The organism is Hyphomonas sp. (assembly GCF_017792385.1).
Taxonomy (GTDB): Bacteria; Pseudomonadota; Alphaproteobacteria; order Caulobacterales; family Hyphomonadaceae; genus Hyphomonas.
In genome coordinates, this window is the sequence record NZ_CP051230.1 from 1,728,687 (window position 1) to 1,749,616 (window position 20,930).

General features: G+C 63.8%; 20 protein-coding genes. 13 read left to right on the top strand and 7 right to left on the bottom strand.

Annotation, left to right across the window (positions count from 1 at the left end; genetic code table 11):
- Positions 1-27: 27 nt before the first annotated feature.
- The 4 genes from HF955_RS08650 (at position 28) to HF955_RS08665 (ending at position 4,723) form a co-directional block, all read left to right on the top strand.
- The gene (locus HF955_RS08650) at positions 28-1,518 is read left to right on the top strand and encodes an ATP-binding protein (RefSeq protein ID WP_291079144.1); all 1,491 of its coding nucleotides are present in this window, start codon (positions 28-30) and stop codon (positions 1,516-1,518) included.
- Positions 1,515-3,260, top strand: a complete 1,746-nt coding sequence (locus HF955_RS08655) for an MFS transporter (RefSeq protein WP_291079145.1) — start codon at positions 1,515-1,517, stop codon at positions 3,258-3,260. The genes HF955_RS08650 and HF955_RS08655 overlap by 4 nt, the downstream gene beginning before the upstream one ends.
- A gap of 24 nt (positions 3,261-3,284) precedes the next feature.
- Entirely contained in the window at positions 3,285-3,749 is a 465-nt protein-coding gene (locus tag HF955_RS08660) for a nuclear transport factor 2 family protein (RefSeq protein ID WP_291079146.1), read from the top strand.
- 95 nt (positions 3,750-3,844) lie between these two features.
- Positions 3,845-4,723 (top strand): ion transporter, encoded by an 879-nt coding sequence (locus HF955_RS08665; RefSeq protein WP_291079147.1) that lies wholly within the window; start codon positions 3,845-3,847, stop codon positions 4,721-4,723.
- Between the two features lie 54 nt (positions 4,724-4,777).
- Here the strand turns inward: HF955_RS08665 and HF955_RS08670 are convergent, their stop codons facing one another.
- On the bottom strand, positions 4,778-5,323 hold the full coding sequence (locus tag HF955_RS08670; protein WP_291079148.1) for a fasciclin domain-containing protein: 546 nt from the start codon (positions 5,321-5,323) through the stop codon (positions 4,778-4,780).
- Between the two features lie 189 nt (positions 5,324-5,512).
- On the opposite strand from HF955_RS08670, the gene HF955_RS08675 reads away from it, so the two are divergent.
- From HF955_RS08675 to HF955_RS08690, 4 genes are all read left to right on the top strand, one after another.
- Positions 5,513-6,223, top strand: coding sequence for a molecular chaperone DjiA (locus HF955_RS08675; RefSeq protein ID WP_291079149.1), 711 nt, complete (start codon positions 5,513-5,515; stop codon positions 6,221-6,223).
- 91 nt (positions 6,224-6,314) lie between these two features.
- Complete coding sequence (locus HF955_RS08680; protein WP_027836896.1) at positions 6,315-6,593, top strand: hypothetical protein; 279 nt, start codon at positions 6,315-6,317, stop codon at positions 6,591-6,593.
- Between the two features lie 119 nt (positions 6,594-6,712).
- Entirely contained in the window at positions 6,713-7,096 is a 384-nt protein-coding gene (locus HF955_RS08685; RefSeq protein WP_027836897.1) for a BlaI/MecI/CopY family transcriptional regulator, read from the top strand.
- Positions 7,093-8,583 carry a M23/M56 family metallopeptidase gene (locus tag HF955_RS08690; RefSeq protein WP_291079150.1) on the top strand — a complete coding sequence of 497 codons (1,491 nt, stop codon included), beginning with the start codon at positions 7,093-7,095 and terminating at the stop codon, positions 8,581-8,583. Before HF955_RS08685 ends, HF955_RS08690 begins: the two co-directional genes overlap by 4 nt.
- 167 nt (positions 8,584-8,750) lie before the next feature.
- Here HF955_RS08690 and HF955_RS08695 read toward each other — a convergent pair whose 3' ends face one another.
- The 4 genes from HF955_RS08695 to HF955_RS08710 all read right to left on the bottom strand — a co-directional run bounded on the left by HF955_RS08695 (position 8,751) and on the right by HF955_RS08710 (position 12,876).
- On the bottom strand, positions 8,751-9,686 hold the full coding sequence (locus tag HF955_RS08695) for a ribose-phosphate pyrophosphokinase (RefSeq protein ID WP_027836898.1): 936 nt from the start codon (positions 9,684-9,686) through the stop codon (positions 8,751-8,753).
- An 89-nt stretch (positions 9,687-9,775) separates the two neighbouring features.
- Positions 9,776-10,546 carry a peptidoglycan editing factor PgeF gene (gene pgeF, locus HF955_RS08700; protein ID WP_291079151.1) on the bottom strand — a complete coding sequence of 257 codons (771 nt, stop codon included), beginning with the start codon at positions 10,544-10,546 and terminating at the stop codon, positions 9,776-9,778.
- A 54-nt stretch (positions 10,547-10,600) separates the two neighbouring features.
- Positions 10,601-11,887 carry an ammonium transporter gene (locus HF955_RS08705; protein ID WP_291079152.1) on the bottom strand — a complete coding sequence of 429 codons (1,287 nt, stop codon included), beginning with the start codon at positions 11,885-11,887 and terminating at the stop codon, positions 10,601-10,603.
- Positions 11,888-11,934: 47 nt separating this feature from the next.
- Positions 11,935-12,876 carry a peptidylprolyl isomerase gene (locus HF955_RS08710; protein ID WP_291079153.1) on the bottom strand — a complete coding sequence of 314 codons (942 nt, stop codon included), beginning with the start codon at positions 12,874-12,876 and terminating at the stop codon, positions 11,935-11,937.
- 45 nt (positions 12,877-12,921) lie between these two features.
- Between HF955_RS08710 and HF955_RS08715 the strand changes: the two genes are divergently transcribed.
- Positions 12,922-13,779 carry a 50S ribosomal protein L11 methyltransferase gene (locus tag HF955_RS08715; protein ID WP_027836902.1) on the top strand — a complete coding sequence of 286 codons (858 nt, stop codon included), beginning with the start codon at positions 12,922-12,924 and terminating at the stop codon, positions 13,777-13,779.
- A 57-nt stretch (positions 13,780-13,836) separates the two neighbouring features.
- Complete coding sequence (locus HF955_RS08720; RefSeq protein ID WP_291079154.1) at positions 13,837-14,004, top strand: DUF2256 domain-containing protein; 168 nt, start codon at positions 13,837-13,839, stop codon at positions 14,002-14,004.
- Here the strand turns inward: HF955_RS08720 and HF955_RS08725 are convergent, their stop codons facing one another.
- Positions 14,005-14,187: a hypothetical protein gene (locus HF955_RS08725; protein WP_291079155.1), complete on the bottom strand. Its 183-nt coding sequence runs from the start codon at positions 14,185-14,187 to the stop codon at positions 14,005-14,007.
- Between the two features lie 172 nt (positions 14,188-14,359).
- Here HF955_RS08725 and HF955_RS08730 point away from each other — a divergent pair, with 172 nt between their 5' ends.
- The 3 genes from HF955_RS08730 (at position 14,360) to ligA (ending at position 20,046) form a co-directional block, all read left to right on the top strand.
- A complete protein-coding gene (locus HF955_RS08730; RefSeq protein ID WP_291079156.1) occupies positions 14,360-16,171 on the top strand; it encodes an aminopeptidase P family protein in 1,812 nt (603 codons plus the stop codon).
- A 78-nt stretch (positions 16,172-16,249) separates the two neighbouring features.
- A complete protein-coding gene (locus tag HF955_RS08735) occupies positions 16,250-17,932 on the top strand; it encodes a DNA repair protein RecN (RefSeq protein ID WP_291079157.1) in 1,683 nt (560 codons plus the stop codon).
- Positions 17,929-20,046 carry an NAD-dependent DNA ligase LigA gene (ligA, locus tag HF955_RS08740; protein ID WP_291079158.1) on the top strand — a complete coding sequence of 706 codons (2,118 nt, stop codon included), beginning with the start codon at positions 17,929-17,931 and terminating at the stop codon, positions 20,044-20,046. Before HF955_RS08735 ends, ligA begins: the two co-directional genes overlap by 4 nt.
- Before the next feature lie 16 nt (positions 20,047-20,062).
- Here ligA and HF955_RS08745 read toward each other — a convergent pair whose 3' ends face one another.
- Positions 20,063-20,902 carry an outer membrane protein assembly factor BamD gene (locus HF955_RS08745; RefSeq protein ID WP_291079159.1) on the bottom strand — a complete coding sequence of 280 codons (840 nt, stop codon included), beginning with the start codon at positions 20,900-20,902 and terminating at the stop codon, positions 20,063-20,065.
- Positions 20,903-20,930: the final 28 nt, after the last annotated feature.

Consider the following 20,930-nt stretch of genomic DNA (forward strand, 5'->3'; position numbering starts at 1 on the left):
AAGGCTTTGGGGTATGGCTGATGCCCGATGACAGATACGCCAAAGCCCCCCGCACAGGCCGGCAAGCCGGAAGATACTTTCCTGGCCACCGCCAGCCATGAAATTCGCACGCCGCTGAACGGGATTCTCGGCACGGTCTCGCTGTTGCTGGAAACCGATCTGGCCCCGGCACAGCGCGAATATGCCGAAGCCATTCGCATGAGCGGCTCGCGGCTGCTCGACCTGTTGAACAATGTGCTGGACTATGCCCGCCTGGATGCGTCCGCGGTGGACATTGAATCAGAGCATTTCTGTCCGATCCGGCTCGGCCGGGAAGTCATTGAACTGCTCAGCCCCCGGGCCCATGCGGCCGGTCTGGACCTGGCCGTCCGGGCCCGGCCTTTGCCCATGCCGACCTATGTCGGCGATGCCGGCCGGATCCGGCAGATTCTGTTCAACCTGGTTGGCAATGCGCTGAAATTCACGCGGCAGGGCTCGGTTCTGCTGGATATCTCGGATCTCGGGGACGGGCTGGAATTCCGGGTCATCGATACGGGGCCGGGCATTGCAGAAGCTGACCGGCGCAAACTGTTCAGCGCCTTTACCCAAACCGCCACTCAGGACGCCTACAAGGATGGCGGGGTCGGTCTGGGGCTCGCCATTGTCAAACGGCTGACCGAATTGCTGGGCGGACGGGTCGAGATTGACGGGGCGCCCGGTCTGGGCACGGCCTTTATCGTCCGGCTTCCGCTGCAGCGGGCGGATATGCCGTCTACGCACGACCTGCCGCGGCTTGACATGACGGTGGGCCTGGTCGGCCTTCCGGCGGCGACAACACTGGCGGCGGCCAATGCGCTGATCGGGGCTGAGGCTCGTGCCATCATGCTCAATCCTGCCTCGGAATATGTGCCGGTTGATGTTGACGTCTTGCTGATTGGCGCGGATTTGCGGGAACGCCTCGTGCGGGTCTTTGCCGGGCAGCGCCCGTCCCTGGTGGTGCTGCGGCCGGAGGATCGCGGCGCGATCGAGCGCTTCCGCGGCCTCGGATGCGATGGCTGGCTGGTCCGCCCGCTGCGAGCCTCCTCGATTGCCGAGCGGGTCTTCATGGTGCGTGCCGGGGCCCAGCCGGTCGACGAGCCTGAACAAAAGACCGGGGCAGGGCATGTGCTGATCGCCGATGATAACCCGGTGAACGCTTTGATCGCACGGCGCGCCTTGGAATCGGCGGGTTTTACCGTCACTGTGGCGTCCACAGGAAGCGAAGCCGTGGAGACCGCCACCCAGATGAATCCCGCCCTGATCCTCATGGACCTTCGCATGCCCGTCATGGACGGGTTCGAGGCCATGCGCCGCATTCGCCAGCATGGTTCTGACGTGCCGATGATCGCCATCTCCGCAGAGATGAATGCCAATATCGAGCGACAGGCCCGGTCTGCAGGCGCCAGCGGCGTTGCAGCCAAACCGCTTGATGCCGAGGCCCTGCGCACGCTGGCAATCCAGTGGACGAGCCGTCCGGCGCAGCAGGAAGGCGCTGCATGACCGAGGCTGTCACGACCGAAGCGGATGGCGGGCGCCAGCCCTCGCGGGTCATTCGCGCCCTCAAGGCGTTGAAGGACCGCCGCATGGCGGCAATGCTGCTTTTGTCATTCGCGGCCAGCCTGCCCTACGGGGCCGTGCTGGGAGTCCTGACCGCCTGGCTGACCGAGGAGAATGTCGGTCCTGCGGTCATCGGGGCCCTGTCCCTTGCCACGATCGGCTATGCCTTCAAATATCTCTGGGCCCCGGCCTTCCAGCGCGCGCGGGACATTCCTTTGTTCCGGCTCGGCGGGCGCCGGTCCTGGCTGGTCCTGTTGCAGATCCTGATCGCGGTCCTGCTCGCCGTGCTCGCCTTCTCGAATCCGGCCCAGAACATCGGTGTCGTGGCGGTCATCGCCTTTGCGATCACCATTCTTTCGCCCACACACGACATTGTGCTCGATGCCTGGCGGATCGAGGTGGCCCGTTCGGAAGAAGACAAGGACCTGATGTCTGCCCTCTACCAGTTCGGATACAAGTTTGGCGGTCTGATCAGCGGCTTCGTGGCCCTCATGATGGCGGCGCGCATCGGCTGGGTGGCCGTCTACATCATGCTCGCAGCCTTCATGCTGCTCAGCGTCGTCGGCAGCCTTCTGGCGCCGGAGCCGGAGACCGAGGAATCGGTGACCGGCCGCCGCGAGCGGCCGAGTTTCCAGCCGGCCATTCCAGGAAACCTCGCGCGCGGCGCCATCGCCTTCGTGTCGCTCTGCTGGCTCGCCGCCTTCCTGATGATCGGAAACTTCGTCGTCGGGTCGCTGATCCTTGATACAGGCGTGAAAGGACACACATTCGTCAGCCATCAGGGGCCGGTCATTGTCGCGTTGACTGTGCTGGTTCCGGCGCTGGTGGCGGCCTATCTCCTGTTTTCGCAGAAGGCCGAGGCGCGCATGGTCGACCTCGCAGAGGTGCCGCACAAGCCGGGCGACGCGCTGACAAACACGCTGTTCCGCGCGATTTTCGATCCGCTGATGGACCTGATCTACCGCCTGCGCTGGGGCGTGATCCTCGTGCTCGCTTTGGCCCTGACCTACAGGTTTACCGACGCAGTGTGGGGCAGCTTTGCCTATGCCTTCTATATGGGCCAGAATTTCGGCGCCCTCGGCCACAGCCCGGATGATGTCGCCATTGCGTCAAAATTCTTCGGGGTCATTGCCACCATTCTCGGGTCCCTCGTCGGTGTGATTGCCATCACCGTGGTCGGGCGCATGCCGGTCTTCTTTGTCGGCGGCATTCTCGCCGCCGTGACCAATCTCCTCTATGCAGACCTTGCCGTCGGCGGCGCGCATGTCGACGCCTTCCTGGCCGTCACGCATCTGGATGTGCCGCTCGTGGCCTTCGCCAACTGGGCGGCGGAAATCCAGCCGAAGGACATTGTCATTCCCCCGGATCAGGGCCAGCGCATGGCGCGCCTGATGGTGACCATCTTCGCCGAGAATATTGCCGGCGGTCTCGCGCTCGTGGCGGTGACGGCCTATCTGACCAGCGTCGTGAATCCGCGCTTCGCTGCTGTGCAATACGCACTCCTGGCATCGCTCACCATGCTGATCGGCACACTTGGCAAGCCCTGGCTGGGAGAACTGATGGAAACGCGCGGATTCTATCATGTCTTCATCATGACTTTCTGGCTGGGCGGCATTGCCGTCGTGCTCAGCGCCATTGAATGGGTGCGTCAGGCCCACTTGGCCAAGACAACGGAACGCGTTTAGTCTGCCCCGGCAGGAGGAACGCCTATGAAAGCCCTGATCCCGGCCGCATTGACGGCATTCATGTTGGCCGCATGTACCACGACGCCCGCTGGCGGGCCTGCCGCTCTCGACGAAGCGGGGGAAGCGGCAGCCATCACCGCCATGCTCGAAGCCCAGGACGCGGCCTGGAATCGCGGTGACATTCCGGGCTTCATGGCGGGGTACTGGCGCTCGCCGGAATTGCGCTTCGCCTCCGGCGGCACCATTGCCCGCGGCTGGGATGCGACTCTGGAACGCTATGAAACGCGCTATGACACGCCGGAGAAGATGGGCACGCTGGTGACATCGGAGTACGAAATCAATGTCGTGTCGGAGGATGCCGCGATCGCTCATGGCCGCTGGATGCTGGATGTGGCAGGGGAAAATCCGTCCGGCCTCTACACACTCGTCCTGCGCAAGATCGAAGGTGACTGGCTGATCGTTTCAGATACCACGACGTCAGCGGATTGAGGCCTGTCGGCAATGGTGTGAAGCCTTGGCTTTCGGCGGCGATCCGGGCAAAACCGCGCTTGGCCGAATGACAGACGGGGGACGCCGGATTCATCATGAAACGCGCAACACTGGACACGGACACGCACAATTTCGCGCTGGAGCGGTTCATTGAACGTCCTTGGGTGCGAAGTCTCATTATCTGGCTGATCATCATCAACGCCATCGTGCTTGGCGTGCTGACCTATCGCGAGACCCTGCCGCTGAATCTGGTCATCGCGCTGGAGAGTCTGGACCAGGCGATCACCTATCTGTTCGTGGTCGAGATCTTCCTGAAGCTGCTCGTCTACCGGTTCCAGTTCTTCAGGTCTGGCTGGAACTGGTTCGATTTCATCGTGATCGGCATCTCGCTCGTGCCCGGCTCGACTCCGTTCGGCGTGCTGCGGGCCTTGCGGGTCCTGCGGGTGCTGCGCCTGCTGCACGTTGTGCCGATGATGCGGCGGATCACCGAAGCGCTGATGAAGGCGCTGCCCGGCATGGGGGCGATCTTCGCCGTGCTCGCCCTGATCACCTATGTCGCCGCCGTGATGGCGACCAACATGTATGGCAATACGGAAAATGAGGAAGTCACCGAACTGTTCGGCGATCTGCCACGGTCGGCCTATTCCCTTTTTCAGGTGATGACGATGGATGGTTGGCGGTTCGAGGTCGTCCAGAAGGTGATCGATGACGGCAACCCGTTTGCCTGGCTGTTTTTCCTGATCTTCATCTTCATCGCCAGCTTCGCCATTCTCAACCTGTTCATCGCTCTGATCGTGGACTCGCTTGCCGCCGAGCAGCAGGCCATCATCGAGGAGGGGCTGGACGAACTGGAAGAGGAACTGGAAGGGGAGATGGTCTCTGCCGAGAAGGAGCGGGCAGCGGTGCTGAATGCCATTCAGGAAATGCGCAAGGAAGTGGCCGCGCTTCGGGCCATCGTGGAGTCGCGCTCCTGACAGGACTGGTCCGGACGCGCCGGACCAGCCTGACAGGCATGCGACGGGCCGTGATCAGCCTTCCGGAAGCAGCACGGCGTCGATGACATGGATCACGCCATTGGAGGCCATCACATCGGCCGCCACAACGCTTGCACCATTCACCGTCACGCCATCCGTTCCATCGATGGCGACGGTGCCGTTCAGCGTCTCGGCAGTGAGGGTCTTGCCGGCCAGTTGATCGGATTTGATCTTGCTGCCGGCGATGACGTGCAGCTTCAGGATTCCGGCCAGCGTATCCTTGTTTTCCGGCAGCAGCAGGGTTTCCACCGTGCCGGCCGGCAGGGCTGCAAAGGCTTCATCGGTTGGCGCAAAGACGGTCAGCGGACCATCGCCCTTCAGGGCCTCGACCAGGCCTGCGGCCTCGGCAGCGGCCAGCAATGTATTGAACTGGCCGGCGTCTGCAGCGGTGTCCACGATGTCTGCCTCGGCCCAGTCGCCTTTGACAAGTTCGGCTTCGACATGGCTGGCGGTTTTCGCCTTCGCATACTGACAGGTCTCGGCAAGGGCCGGTGCCGAGAAGAGGGCGATGGCGGCGGAAAGGGTCACTAGACGTTTCATGAGAGGGGTACCCCGGTTCAGGAATTCGCCGACGGAACCATATCCACCGGCCCCCTCTCTACGACGCTCCTGCAAAGAGGATTGGATTCTTAACAAGATTTCACGAACGCAATTGTGAGCAGTACTTCACGGTTCTGTCAGCATGCCGCGCTCCCAAAATCGCCAAAATGAGGTATAGGATTCCCTTGAATGTCATTGTGGACGCGACTTCTTGAGGGTGGACGGCGCTTGTTCGACCTGGATCACTCCGACGGCGATTCCGCCGGCGGGGAGGATTTTGCGTGCGCGCCGGATCCCAATGATGTCGGCTTCACGGCCGCAGTTGTCGGTCTCGGGGCCAAACTGGCGGCGGCCGATGGTACGGTTTCGGATCAGGAAGTCATGGTGTTCTCACGGGTTTTCCGCTCTGCGCCGGAGGATGCCGACAGCGTACGGCGTGTGTTCAACATCGCGCGCCAGACGGTGCGGGGATATGAAGGCTATGCCCGCAAGATCGGCCGCAGGTATCATGATCGTCCCTGCCTTCTGGAAGGTGTGATGGACGGCCTGTTCCAGATTGCGGGCGCAGATGGGGTCGTGACGGCCGATGAAATGGCGTATCTGCGCACAGTGTCCGACGCCTTCGGCTTTGATGAGGCTACGTTCCGGCGCATCAAGGCCAGCCATCTGGGGCCAGACGCGGATGACCCCTATCACATTCTCGGCGTTGCCCATGATGCCGCCTTCCCGGACATCCGCGCTGCCTATCGCCAATTGATGGCCGACAATCACCCGGACCGCGTCGTCCAGATGGGCGCCCCCCGGGAATTCGAGGACGCGGCGCATGCCAAGGCGGCGTCGATCACCGCGGCCTATGCGCAGATCCGCACCGAACGTGGCATGCTGATCCGCCCGGATTGAGGCAATTCAGGGATTTCGCACGGTATCAACATTGCATCGCATTGACGGCGGGCATGGCTGACGCCATGTTTGATGTGCAAACGAGATATTCATGACCCAAACCGCTTCCAGTTCCGGCCGTTTCCAGATTCCAGATGCCTTGGCAGGTGCGATCAGCCTGACGGCCCAGCTTTGCATCGGTCTTCTCCTGGTGCTGTTTGCCGGGATGCTGGCCGTGATGACGGCTTTTGCCGGCGTCCTGTTGGGCGCTGCGGCCCTGGTCATGCGGTTTGCCGGTCGTCGCCGGGCGCATGCCCGGTCGGCGTCCGGACCGGATGCGCCATTGACGCTGGAAGCCCGGCGCACGCCGCGCGGCTGGACGGTCGAATAGGTCCCGGCTCCCTCAACAATCATTCCGACTGAATTGCGCCCGCGTCGCGGGATTGTATACGCTTGACACGAACTCGCTACAAATGTAGCGTGCTTGTGACTTGTCTAGCGAGGTGTGTTGTGACCCAGCCAAATCCGTCGGAACTCAGCGTATTGAAACATCTCTGGGCGCATGGGCGCCAGAGCGCCCGCGAAGTGCATGATGCCATCGGGCCGGGGCAGGGGTGGAAACCATCCACCACGCGCACCGTGATTGCGCGCATGGAAGAGAAGGGGTGGGTGACCCGCCAGGACGTGCACGGGATCACCGTCTTCACAGCTGCCATCGACCGGACCGCCACGCTGGGCGGACTGGTCCGCCATCTTGCCCGTCAGGTGCTGGACATGGACGGCCCGCTTCCGGCGGCGCTGTTCGCGGAAAGCCCGCATCTCTCCGATGCGGAACTCGATGAGCTCGACGCGATCATAAATGCGGCCGAAAATGATTCGGAGGGGAAGGCATGAGCGTGTTCGGACTGGTCTGTCTCGCCCTGATCTGGAGCGCGGCCTTGTGGGGGCTGGCGACAGCCCTGTCATCCTTGCACCCCTCGCCCAAGGCGGCGCAGGCAATCTGGCGCGGCGCCGCCGCCTTGATGTTCGCGCCTTTCCTTGCCTCCGCCTTCATGCCGGGCTTTACGCAAACCGCTGTCGAGGCCTTGCCGGATTTGCCGGTAATGGAAGCCCTCACCGTCCAGCCGGGAGCAGAGTTCCAGGAAGCCGCCGCGTCTTCATTCCGTATGCCGCAAGTCTCCAAGCTTGTTCTGTGGACCTTGGTGTTCGGCTGGATGATCCGGGGTGTCTGCTGGGGAATTGGGCAGTATCGCCTCCAGCGCCTCAAGCAATGTGCGCGCCTTGTAACCCGGCCAGTGGGGCATTGGGCGGACGCTGTGGGCCTGCGCCGTGTGCCAGATGTCCGCGTCATCCCGCGCGGGGCACCCTTCCTGGCAGGAATCCTCCGTCCCGTGATCTATGTTCCGGCGGCACTCGTCTCGAAATCCCACACGCCCCAGATCATCGTGCACGAAATGGTGCATCTGAAACGCGGGGACCTGATAACCCGGCCGTTTGACCGGTTTGTGGCCGATGTTTTCTGGTTCTCTCCTTTCGCCTGGGCCATGCGCGAGCGGCTCGACTATTGGCGCGAAGCCATTGTGGACGAGGAGACAGCAGACCTGACCGGAGACCGGATCGCCTATGCCCGCGCGCTGACCCAGGTCGCCCGTCATGCCCGGCCGCCCATGATCCTGCCGGTGGCAGCATTCACGCTCAAGAAGGAAGGAACCCTGAAAATGCGTCTGACCCAGCTCCTGACAGAAACGCCGCGCCGGCCCGGTCGGCTCGGGCTCGCCATGGCCGCCGCGCTCGCGCTGGCGACACCGCTCGCACTGGCGCAAGGTTCCCTGATCCGCGGTGTCGCCGCGTTGCCGTCCGCGATGCCTGTCTACACGCATCCGGTTCTCGACAAGGCCAAACTGACCAGCGCGTTCGGCATGCGCACGCACCCCCTCACGGGCGAGGAGAAATTTCATCGCGGCATTGATCTCGCCGAAGAGGAAGGCAAGCCGATCTACGCACCGGCCGCCGCAACGGTAACCCGCGCGGAGATGGTCAAGGGCTATGGCAATCTGGTGGAGATTTCCGCCGGCCGCACCAGCCTGCGGTTCGGGCAGATTAAAGACATCAATGTGGGGGTCGGCGATACGGTCTCGGCAGGCACGATCCTGGGCACACTCGGCAAGTCGGGACAGGCTACCGGGCCGCACCTGCACCTTGAAGTCTGGCGGGATGGCGTTGCAGTTGATCCGATGGCGGAAGAAGGTCTGGAGCTGGCGAAGAGTCTCTTCATCGCTGCAGGTTCCGGCGCAAAAATCCCCCCTCCGCCGGCTGCGCCCGAGGTTCCCGAGGCTCAATCTGCGCCGCAGCCAGCTGCTGCGCCGCAGGCGTCAAACTGAACGGGGCAAGATTCGAGCCCGTGACGAATGATGCAGGTCAACCTGTGGAAGTGAAAGGCGTGACCTATCCGCTCGATTTCTGCATCGGCTGAGTTCCACGGCGATTATCAGGAAAAGCCCGCATCCATCCGGTGCGGGCTTTTGTTCGGCCTGAACGTTGCGGCGTCCTAGCGGTCGAACAGTTTCGAGACGCTCTCTTCATTCGCGATACGGCGAATGGCTTCCCCGATCAGGGGCGAAATGGGCAGAATGCGGATGGATTTGGACTTGATCGCATCTTCCGATGGCTGGATCGTGTCGGTCATCACCAATTCGTCCAGGACGGATTTCTCGATGCGCTGGACGGCATTGTTCGACAGCACGCCATGCGTGACATAGGCGGAGACGGATTTGGCGCCATGCTCCTTGAGGGCGGCGGCGGCATTGGCCAGCGTTCCGCCGGAATCACACATATCATCCAGCATGATACAGCTCTTGCCGGACACATCGCCGATGATGTTCATGACTTCGGATTTCCCGGCTTCCGGGCGGCGCTTGTCGACGATGGCGAGGTCGGCTTCCAGGCGTTTGGCAAGAGACCGCGCCCGCACCACGCCGCCAACGTCCGGGGACACAACGATCAGGCCCTTTTTGCCATAGCGTTCCTTGATATCGTCCACCATGACCGGGCTGCCGAAGAGGTTGTCGGTCGGGATGTCGAAAAAGCCTTGGATCTGGCCGGCATGGAGGTCGACGGTCAGGACCCGGTCCGCCCCGGCGCTGCAGATCAGGTTCGCCACCAGCTTGGCAGAGATCGGTGTGCGCCCGTCGGTCTTCCGGTCCTGGCGGGCATAGCCGAAATAGGGAATGACGGCCGTGATGCGACGGGCCGAGGCGCGCTTCAGCGCATCCATGCAGATCAAGAGTTGCATGAGATTGTCATTGGCGGGGTAGGAGGTGGACTGGATCACGAAGACGTCTTCGCCGCGGACATTCTCGTCGATGCGAACAAATATTTCCTGATCCGAGAAGGTCTTGACCTCAGAGCGCGTCAGGCGCGTGTCGAGATAATCGGCGATGGCTTCTGCCAATGGCCGGTTCGCATTGCAGGAAAGCAGTTTCATGATGGCGCGCCCGTGATGCCCGATTTGGTGTCGCTTTTGTAACATAGGGCCGTGAGTCGCAACCGGACTCTGCCGAGTTTTGCAGAAAATTACAGACTCAGCATGATGACTGAGGCATTTCGGCCATAGTCCGGCTCGCCGCGATGGTTGCGCCGGCGGTTGGAGAAATACGTCTCTTCCAGCGCGCACGTGTCCAGCCCGGTATCGTGAATGGAATGCACGCCCAGTCGGTCGAGGCGCTGGCGGCAATAGCCCGGCAGGTCGAACTGATACCGGTCGTCCCGGCCGGGAATGAACAGCGCCGCGCTGTCCGGCGACTCGGCCAGAAAGGTCTCGCGGAAATCCGGGCCGACTTCATAACTGGCCTGCTGGATGGTCGGCCCGATGGCCACCCGGATGCGGTCGGTCTGTGCGCCCAGTTCCTGCATGGCAGCCACGGTCGTGTCCATCACACCTCCCAGTGCGCCCTTCCATCCCGCGTGCGCCGCGCCGATCACGCCGGCCTCCGGATCCGCGAACAGGATCGGCGTGCAGTCCGCCGTCAGGATGCAGAGCGCCAGGCCCGGCTCGGTCGTTACCATGGCATCGGCTTCCGGCCGCACGATCCAGGGCATGGTGACATGCACCACATCGGCCGAGTGGATCTGATAACAGGAGAGCAGGGCACGTGCCGACAGCGCAGCGCGCACCCGTTCGCGGTTGGCGGCAACCGCGTCCGGTGCATCGCCCGAGCCTTCCCCGACATTGAGGCTGGCATAGAGGCCGCCCGACACACCGCCCCGACGTCCGAAAAAGCCGTGCCGCACATCCGGCAGGCCGGTCAGCGTGTCGGATGTGACGAAAGGGGGCAGGTCGCTCATGCCCCTAGCCGTGGGTCGCTGCGGCGCCCCTGTCAAGCGCGCCGCAGATCATGGCTACATGTGATAGGCCGACTCGCCATGCGTTGCGGAGTCCAGCCCCGTTTCCTCATCCTCGGCAGAAACGCGCAGCGGGATAAACAGTTTGATCCCGAACAGCAGGACCGCCGTCACGAGCGCCGAGAAGATGGCGACAGTCACGACGCCCAGCAGCTGAACGCCAAACTGTTCCCCGATCGGCAGGCCGATCCCCGGGGCGAGGGGGCCCGCAGATGCCAGGAAGGGGATCATCAGGCTGCCCAGCATGCCGCCGACGCCATGCACCGCGAACACGTCGAGGCTGTCATCAATCTTCAGGCGCTGGCGGATCAGGCCGACTGCGGCGTAACAGATGATCGCCGCCAGCACGCCGATGAGAATCGCGCCTATCGGCCCGACCGATCCGGCCGCTGGCGTGATCGTGGCCAGGCCAGCCACCATGCCGGTGGCAATGCCGACCAGTGTCGGTTTGCGGAAACTGATCCACTCGATCAGCATCCAGACCAGCGAGGCCGTGGCTGCCGAGACATGCGTCACCAGCATGGCCCGCGCTGCATCGCTGTTTGCGCCGAGGGCGGATCCGGCATTGAACCCGAACCAGCCGACCCACAGCATGGCGGCGCCCAGCATCACGAAGCCGGGGCTGTGAGGAGGGCGCATGTCCTTGGGAAAATGGCTGCGCCGGCCCAGCATCAGCGCGAACACGAGGGCCGAGATGCCCGCTGTTGTGTGCACGACAATGCCGCCGGCAAAATCCACCACGCCGCGTTCGGCCAGCCAGCCACCGCCCCAGACCCAATGAGCGACGGGCGCATAGCAGGCCACCAGCCAGAGCGCACAAAAGATCAGCACGGCAGCGAAATTCACCCGTTCAACGAACGCCCCGACGATCAGCGCCGGCGTGATGATCGCGAACGTCATCTGGAACATGAAGAACAGGGGCTCGGGAATGGTCTGCCCGTCCAGTGGCGCGCCGGTCATGCCGGCGGCCATGCTTTTTGCGAACCCGCCAAAAAGGCCGCCACTCTCCGGGCCGAAGGCGATGGAATATCCGCAGACCAGCCAGACCAGGCTCATCAGGCAGGCGATGGCGAAACAATGCATCAGCACCGACAGAAGATTCTTCGCCTGCACCAGTCCACCATAGAACAGGGCAAGCCCCGGCAGCGTCATGAACAGGACCAGCGCCGTGGCGGTCAGGATCCAGGCCGTGTCTCCGGTGTCGGCATGTGCAGGCAGGGCCAGTGCCCCGATTGCGGCCACAAGCAGGCCTGCGCGTGTTGCGCATTGTATAGGTTTCAGCATTTCACTCCCCGTTATTTTCCCCTGTTTGGGGGATGTGCGGGGCATCGTCAATCGGCGTGCACGGGTCTCGCCGGGACAGGCAGCGTGCAGATGTCGAGCCGCTTTGGCGGGGTGACGACAAAGGCGTCATAGATGCCGTAATCGCGCTTGGAGGTCTTCAGCGCCTCCCATTCCGCGCCCGGCGTCGCCATCACTTCCCAGCGCGGGCGCAGGTCTTCGGGCATGTCGGCGGCGAGGCCGATGGAAAGGATCCGGTTGGCCGACAGTGCCTGCGCGCGGGCGGCAAAGGCCGCCTCTGCCGTCGCCGGATCGGTGAAGGCCGGGATCTCCGCTTCGCCGGCGGGCGCGACGCGTTCCAGCCGGTTGACATGTTCCATGCCCGAAATCACCCGGCCGAAGATCGTGTAGTTCCGGTCGAGATAGCGGCGCTGGCCGATGGGGACGAAGAACTCGGTCGCTCCGGAATCCGGTGGCGTGTCCCGCGCCATGCCCAGCGCGCCGGGGCAGTGCAACAGCCACTCCGTATTGCCATCCCGGCCCACGGCGAAGCCATCCCGGTGGCCAGCTTCGGGCGCAAACAGGTCGGCATTGCCCAGGGGGGCAAACCCGGCGGCCTCGACGGTGCGGTCGGCCTCCAGCGGTACTGTATCCCACGCATCGAGACGGTGTTCGAATTCCAACCCGGCCTGCGCGACATGGCCATCGATCACGCGATAGAAATACTCACCATTGTAGAGATTGGCTCGGATGGCGTTCCGGAACTGCGCGACATGGGCGGGCGCCGCCTCGGGGGCGAGTTCGATGACGATTGCGCCCGTCACGGTCTGCAGGATGACCAGATTCTCGGCCGCCACCTCCCGCCAGGGCGCCTCCGGGGCAGGGGGGTGTGCCGGGACGGCGGCCGGTGCCGGGTCCGGAACAGGCGTCGTCTGGCATGCGGCCAGTGCCCCGACGCCGACCATCACTGCCATAAGGGATCTGCGCACCATCTTTGTCTCCTTCCCAATCAAACGTCCGCCTGCTAATCGCCGCTTATGTATCAGATAAGTGCAAAGGGCGCGCGGGCGCCAGTCGAAACGGCGTGGGATGCGCTGGCCTGGGCGGATCCCTCTCCGGCCGGAGCAGTCGATGCCAAGGAAGATGGCCGGGGAAGCTGGCGGCTCGATGCCTTTGCCGAAACCGAGGACGAGGCCCGAGCCTGCGTCGCAATCATCGAAGAGGCCGCGCCGGAACTGACCGCCCGCATCGAACAGGTCATCGAGCAGGATTGGGTCACCCTGTCCCTCGAAGGTTTGCCGCCGGTCGTGGCTGGTCCGTTCATCGTCGCCGGCAGCCACGCGCTGGCGCGCCAGTCGCCGGGCAAGATTTCCGTGCTGATCGAGGCAGGCCCGGCTTTCGGCACCGGCCATCACGGCACAACTCTGGGCTGCCTGAAGGCGCTGGACGCGGTGCGTCGACGGCGCAAGGTCGGCAAGGTGCTGGATCTGGGAACTGGCTCCGGCGTGCTGGCGATTGCCGCCCTCAAGGCAGGCGCGTCCTCGGCCATCGGAACCGACATAGACCTCGATAGCGTTCTTGTGGCCAATGAGAATGCCCGGAAAAATCAGGTCAACGGCTTCACCGCGCTGCATGTGACGGGCGCCAACACGCCCCGCATCCGCCAGGGCGGGCCATACGACACGGTATTCGCCAACATATTGATGCGCCCGCTGATCGGTCTGGCGCCGGATATCGCAGCGCTCACCGCGCCGGGCGGGACGATCATCCTGTCCGGATTGCTGCACCATCAGGCGCCGCCGGTGCGCAACGCGTTCGCCTCGCGCGGGCTGGATTTCCAGGGCCGCATCCGGGAGGATGGCTGGTCAACGCTGGTGTTCCGCAAGCCGGGCTGAGGCGTTTGCCAATCGCGGCATCCGCACTAGGTGGAGCGCTGTGGAGGCGCTCGAGACATGTCCAGACCCGCCAGCAGACCGAAGCGTGTCAGCAAGGCTGACCTGCCGCAGAAACCTTGTGCCGTCTGCAATCGCCCATTTGCATGGCGGAAGAAATGGGCGCGGGTCTGGGACGATGTGAAATACTGTTCCGAACGGTGCCGCCGCGACGCCCGGAAGCGCTGATCAGTAGGCTGCGCGGCGGGCCCAGCGAGCCGAACGGCGCGCAAGGATTTGCGGGCGCTGGCTGTCTGCTGATTTCAGCGACTGGGCAAAGGCAGGCTCGGCCACTTCATTGACCATCAATGCACGGTCCTGGCCGGCCATGACCGACATGTTTGCGGAAGCGATTGTCGTATGACGTTTCATGGGAAATCCCTTTTTCTGTATTGTGCGGTGCACAATTTCTTTTGCGTGGGGCCCATGTAGCGAAAAAGCCTAAACAAAAAAGCATGGAATTCGTGAAATATGCATGTATTTTTGCATAACTGTGATGCGGGTTTTGGTGGTCAAATGGGGGCTTTGCGCTTAAGTAGGGGGCATGAGACAGACTTTCGACATCAAGGGCGGCCCGCAGGACGGACGCGCCCATTTGCCCCTCGTTCGCGAACAGCTTTCCAAGGCGGGCCTCGATGGCCTTTATGTTCCGCATGATGATGAATACCAGAACGAATACCTGCCCGACGCGAATGAGCGTCTGGCCTGGGTCAGCGGCTTTACCGGTTCGTTCGGGTCCGCCTTCGTGTTCACCGACCGCGCCGTGATCTTCGCTGACGGTCGCTACACGCTTCAGGTGGCTGACCAGACCGATCCGGACCTCTGGCAGGTTCAGTCCGTGCCGGAGCCTGGCCCCTTCGGATGGCTGAAGGCGCAGGACATGGCGGGCAAGCGGATCGGCTATGATCCGAAACTGATGAGCCCGAATGATGTGGCCGCCATGGAAACGGCGGCCAAGGCCGCAGGGGCGGACCTCGTGGCGGTGGCCGACAATCCGATCGATCTTGCCTGGGCAGACCGCCCCGACCAGCCTGCAGCGCCCGTCGTGCCACATGACGTGAAATTTGCCGGCAAGGCGCATGACACCAAGCGCGCTGAAATCGGCCGGACGCTGAAGGCAGACAAGCTGGACGCGGCGGTGATCACGTCGCCGGCCTCCATCGCCTGGGCCTTCAATATCCGTGGCGGGGATGTCAGCTGCACGCCGCTGCCGCTCGGACGTGCCATCCTGTTTGCAGACGGGTCGGCAGATCTGTTCCTGGACGAGGTGAAAGTCTCGGATGAACTGCGCCAACATCTGGGCAACAGCGTCACGCTGCGCCCGCTGGCGGATCTCGAAAAAGGCCTTGCAGACCTGAAGGGCAAGTCGGTCAGCATCGACCCGGATGTCGCCTCGGCCTGGTTCTTCGACCAGTTGGAGCAGGCGGGTGCGAAGCCCGTGCGCCAGCGCGACCCAGTGGCCCTGCCCAAGGCCCGCAAGAATGAAGCGGAACTTGCCGGTTCGGCCGCCGCGCACATCCGGGATGGCGTGGCCCTGACCCGGTTCCTGCACTGGCTCGACACCGACGCCCAGAGCGGCGAGATCACCGAAATCGAGGCGGCCATCAAGCTGGAAGAATTCCGCGACGAGCTGGGCGGTCTGAACGATCTGTCCTTCCCGACCATTTCCGGGGCCGGACCGAATGGCGCGTTGCCGCATTATCGCGTGTCCACTGCGTCGAACCGCAAGCTCGAACGCGGCAGCCTGTATCTCGTGGACAGCGGCGGCCAGTATCTGGACGGCACGACGGATGTGACCCGTACCGTCCCGATCGGTGATCCGAGTGCGGACATGCGCCGTCACTATACCCAGGTCCTGAAGGGGCATATTGCCCTTGCCGTGGTCCGCTTTCCGAAAGGTACCACAGGCACCCATCTGGATGTGCTGGCCCGTCACGCGCTGTGGCAGGCCGGGCTCGACTACCAGCACGGCACCGGCCATGGTGTCGGCGTCTATCTCGGGGTGCATGAAGGCCCTCAGCGCATCGCCAAGGGTTGGAGCCCGGTGCCGCTGGAGACCGGCATGATCGTTTCGAACGAGCCGGGCTATTACAGGGAAGGCCAGTACGGCATCCGGATCGAAAATCTGCAATTTGTCACCGCACCGGCGCCCATCGAGGGCGGCGAGATCGACATGTATGGCTTCGAATGCCTGACATTCGCCCCGCTTGCGCGGGACCTGATCGATCTGGCCCACCTGACCCGGGACGAGCGCGACTGGGTCGATGCCTATCATGCGAAAGTCTATGAATTGCTGGCCGACAAGCTCGATGGCCCGGTAAAGGACTGGCTGCGTGCGGCCTGCCTGCCGCTCTAGCGCGTTAACGAAAAACAGGCTTGTTCCTGTTTTGTTCCAGTGGTAGATCATGGCCAGTAGACTCTGTGGAGACTGGCCATGATCCTTTCACTTTCGATACGTGATTTTGTCCTGATTGACCGCCTGGACATCGAACCCGGCAACGGCTTCACCGCGCTGACGGGCGAAACCGGGGCGGGCAAATCCATCATTCTAGATGCCTTGTCCGTGGCGATGGGGCACGGGTCCGACCGCGCCATGATCCGGGCAGGGCAGGACCAGTCATCCGTGGCGGTGGAGTTTTCTCCTCCTGTCGATCACCCTGTCTGGGCGGCGCTTGCCGAAAGCGGAATTGACGCCACGCCGGACGAGACCCTGACCCTGAAGCGCGTGCTGCGCCGGGCGGGTCCGGCCCGGGCCTTCCTGAATGACCAGCCGGTCAGCGCTGCGCTTCTGTCGGAGATCGGGGACCTTCTGGTCGAGATTCATGGTCAGCATGCGGCCTCTTCCCTGATGAAGCCGTCATCGCACAGACGCTTGCTGGACCAGTTTGCCGGCAATGAGTCCCTGTTGAAGGCGTGCGCGGAGGCCCATGCCCTGATGGCAGAGGCCGTCGGGAAACGGGAAGCCCTGGAGGCGGCGCATGCAAAGGCCATCGAGCAGCGCGACTGGCTGAGTGAGGCGGTGGACGAATTGTCCGGGCTCGGGCCGCGGGCCGGGGAGGCTGCCCAGCTGACCGAACGCCGAACCCTGCTGATGCAGTCCGAGCGGGTCACCGAAGCGGTCCGGGAAGCGGAAACGGTGCTTGAGGATTCCGGAGTGGAGGATGCGCTGGCCCGGGCCGCGCGGGCGACGGATCGCATCTGCCGTCTGCCCGGTTTCGAGGCGTCTGACGAGGCTCTGCCCGTCGCGGCACGCGCAGCTGCAGAGGCGGTCGAACGGGCCCTGATCGAGGCACGTGAAGCGGCCAGCGCGATTGGCCAGCTGGAACGCCTGGTCGATCACGACTCGGCTGAACTGGACAGTGCTGAGGCTCGCCTGTTTGCCTTGCGTGCGGCCGCCCGAAAGCATGGCTGCGATCCCGACCTCCTGCCGGACATGCTGGACTCGCTCAGCCAGCGTCTTGACCTGGTCGAAGCGGGGGAAGATGCCCTTAAGGCCGCCCGAAAGGCCGAGGCGGCTGCGCGCGCTGACTGGCACCAGGCCGCCGGCAAGCTGTCGGAGGCTCGCAAGGCGGCGGCCACACGACTCGAAAAGGCCATTGCGCGGGAGTTGAAGCCCCTGAAGCTTGGCCGCTCTGTCATCCGCGTGGCGATCGCGCCCCTGCCGGACGGCGAGGGCGGGCCGCACGGCACCGACCGGATCGAGTTCGATGCCGAGACCAATCCCGGGGCCGGCTTCGGACCGCTTCGCAAGATCGCGTCCGGCGGGGAACTGGCACGGGTGTCGCTGGCGCTGAAATGCGCCCTCGCCGAAGCTGGCACCGCGCCGACACTGATCTTCGATGAGGCCGATCAGGGAGTAGGCGGCGCCGTGGCGGCGGCCATTGGCGAACGCCTGGTCTCGCTTGGCCAGTCCCGCCAGGTCTTCGCCATCACGCACAGCCCACAGGTCGCCGCCTCTGCAGCCACCCAATGGCTCGTGGAGAAGGGGGCTGGCGGCTCACGCATACGCGGGCTAGATGACAGCAGCAGGCAGGAAGAAATTGCCCGAATGTTGTCCGGCGCCGAAGTCACCGCAGAGGCCCGCGCAGCAGCCGGGAGGTTGTTGGAGGATGCATGAGCGAGGCAATTCCGGTCGAGACCCTCACCCCGGAAGAGGCGGCCGCTGAACTTGCGCGCCTCGCCGCGCTGATCGCCGAAGCCGATGCGGCCTATTACCAGGAAGATGCACCGGTCCTCACCGATGCGGAATATGATGCAGCCCGCCAGCGCAACCTCGCCATCGAGGCCCGCTTCCCGGATCTCAAGCGGGAAGACAGTCCGTCCGACCGCGTCGGCGCCGCGGCGCAGGACGGCTTCACCAAGGCCGCACATGCTGCGCCCATGCTCTCGCTCGACAATGCGTTCTCGGATGAGGATGTCGAGGAATTCGCCGGACGTATCCGCCGGTTTCTCGGCCTTGGCGCGGACGAGACACTGGACATCACAGCCGAGCCCAAGATTGATGGCCTGTCGCTCAGCCTGACCTATGAGAAGGGTCTGCTGAAACGCGCTGCAACACGGGGAAACGGCCAGGTCGGCGAAGATGTCACCGCCAACGCGAAGACGCTGAAGGACATTCCGGCCAAACTTGCAGGGCAGGGCTGGCCGGAATTCATCGAGATCCGCGGCGAGGTCTATATGAGCCATGCCGATTTTGCGGCGCTCAATGCGCGCGAGGAGGCCGCCGGCCGCAAGGTCTTCGCCAATCCGCGCAATGCCGCCGCCGGCAGCCTGCGCCAGCTCGACACCGAGATCACCAAATCCCGTCCGCTCAATTTCTTCGCCTATGCCTTCGCGGCCGAAAGCGCGTCCTTTGCCGACACCCAGATGGCGGCGGTGGCCGCGCTGTCAGACTGGGGCTTCAAAACCAACCCGCTGATGGCTTGCAGTGACGGTGTCGCGAGACTGATTGAAACTTATCGGGACATAGAGAAACAGCGTGCAACGCTGGGCTATGACATCGATGGCGTCGTCTACAAGGTGAACCGGCTCGACTGGCAGCAGCGCCTCGGCTTTGTCAGCCGCGCCCCGCGCTGGGCCATTGCCCACAAATTCCCGGCCGAGAAGGCCACCACCCGGCTGGAGGCCATCGACATCCAGGTCGGCCGCACCGGGTCGCTGACGCCGGTTGCGCGGCTGACACCGGTCACGGTTGGCGGCGTGGTGGTATCGAATGCAACGCTGCACAATGAAGATGAAATCGAACGGCTCGGTGTGAAACCGGGTGACACGGTTGAAATACAGCGGGCAGGGGATGTGATCCCCCAGGTTCTGCGTGTGGTGAAGGATGGCGGCGGTGCGCCCTGGCACATGCCGGAGACCTGTCCGGTGTGCGGGTCTGCCGCCGTGCGCGAGATCGACGACAAGGGGGAGGCCGATGTCCGCCGGCGCTGCACGGGCGGCCTCGTCTGTCCTGCACAGGCCGTTGAAAGATTGAAGCATTTTGTCTCCCGCAAGGCCCTGGACATTGACGGGCTCGGCGCGAAACAGGTGCAGCTCTTCCATGAGAAAGGGGTCGTCAGAGCCCCGCAGGACATCTTCCGCCTGGCGGACCGGATTGCCGCGGAAGGCCTGCCTCCGCTCGAGGAATGGGACGGGTTCGGCAAGGCGTCCGCACGCAAGCTGTTCGACGCCATCGACGCCCGCCGGAACGTGCCCTTCGCCCGCTTCCTCAACGGCCTCGGCATCCGTCACGTAGGCCAGACCACGTCCCAGCTCTATGCGCGCCATTTCCTGACCTGGCAGGCCTTCTGGCAGACGGTTGAGCGCGCGGCGGAAGGCGGCGCGGACTCCGAGGCCTTCGCAGAGCTGACGGGCATTGACGGGATCGGGCAGGCGGCCGCCGGAGCGCTGGTCGACTTCGATGCCGAGCCGCACAATCGCGACATGCTCGCCGCCCTGCTGTCGGAAGTCACCATACAGGACGAGGAGGCGGTCGCCTCGGACAGCCCCGTCGCGGGCAAGACCATCGTGTTCACAGGCACGCTGGAACGCATGACGCGGGACGAAGCAAAGGCGCGGGCCAGCGCGCTTGGCGCAAAGGTTTCCGGCTCGGTCTCTGCCAAGACGGACATTCTCGTCGCCGGTCCCGGCGCCGGGTCGAAGCTGAAGAAAGCCGAAACCCTCGGCGTCCAGACGCTGACGGAAGATGAGTGGTTTGACCTGATCGGCGGCCAGGCCGGGGCGGAGTAGGCCGCGGCGCGGTGCCCTATTTGCCGCCCGGGATAATCCGCTGCAGCAGCGTGCGGCGGGTCTCACCGTCCAGCGCTTCCGGGTCGAGCCCTTCATTGGTCAGGAGGCGATAGCTCATCCGGTACCAGTCGCTGTCCGGATAATTGTATCCCAGCGTGGAACCGACCGCGAGCGCCTGATCACGCAGGCCAAGCGTCAGATAGGCTTCGACCAGCCGGTGCAGCGCCTCAGGCGCGTGGGAGGTCGTGTCATAGGTTTTGACCACTGTGCGGAAACGGTTGATTGCCGACAGGGTCTGGTTGTTGCGCAGATACCAGCGGCCAACGGTCATTTCCTTGCCCGCCAGCTGGTCGCGAACCATGTCCAGTTTCACCTGGGAGTCCCGCGCATACTGGCTGTCCGGGAAGCGGCGGATGACATCCACCAGAGCGTCGCGCGCGCGCTCGGTCGTGCCCTGGTCGCGGCCCACATCGGTAATTTGGTCAAAATGGCTCGCCGCGATCAGGTAGTAGGCATACTCCGCCTCCGAGCCGCCCGGATGCAGCGCCAGATAGCGCTGCGCGCCAGAGATCGCTTCGTCATAGTTGCGGGACTGGTAATGCGCGAATGCCGTCATGACCATCGAGCGGCGCGCCCATTCCGAATAGGGGTGCTGGCGCTCCACCTCGTTGAACAGCAGCACGGCCTGATCATAGTCCCGCTTGTCCAGTTCCGAAGCCGCCTGATTGTAGAGCTGCTCCACCGGGCGCTCGACATAGGCCAGTTCCTGGCGGCGCTGGTCGCGCGACTGGCACGCGGTCAGGGCGATTGCGGACGTCGCAATCAGGACAATCGGAAGTTTCGGGAAGACTCGCATGGCAGGGCAGGCGCTTTCTGCTGTGAAG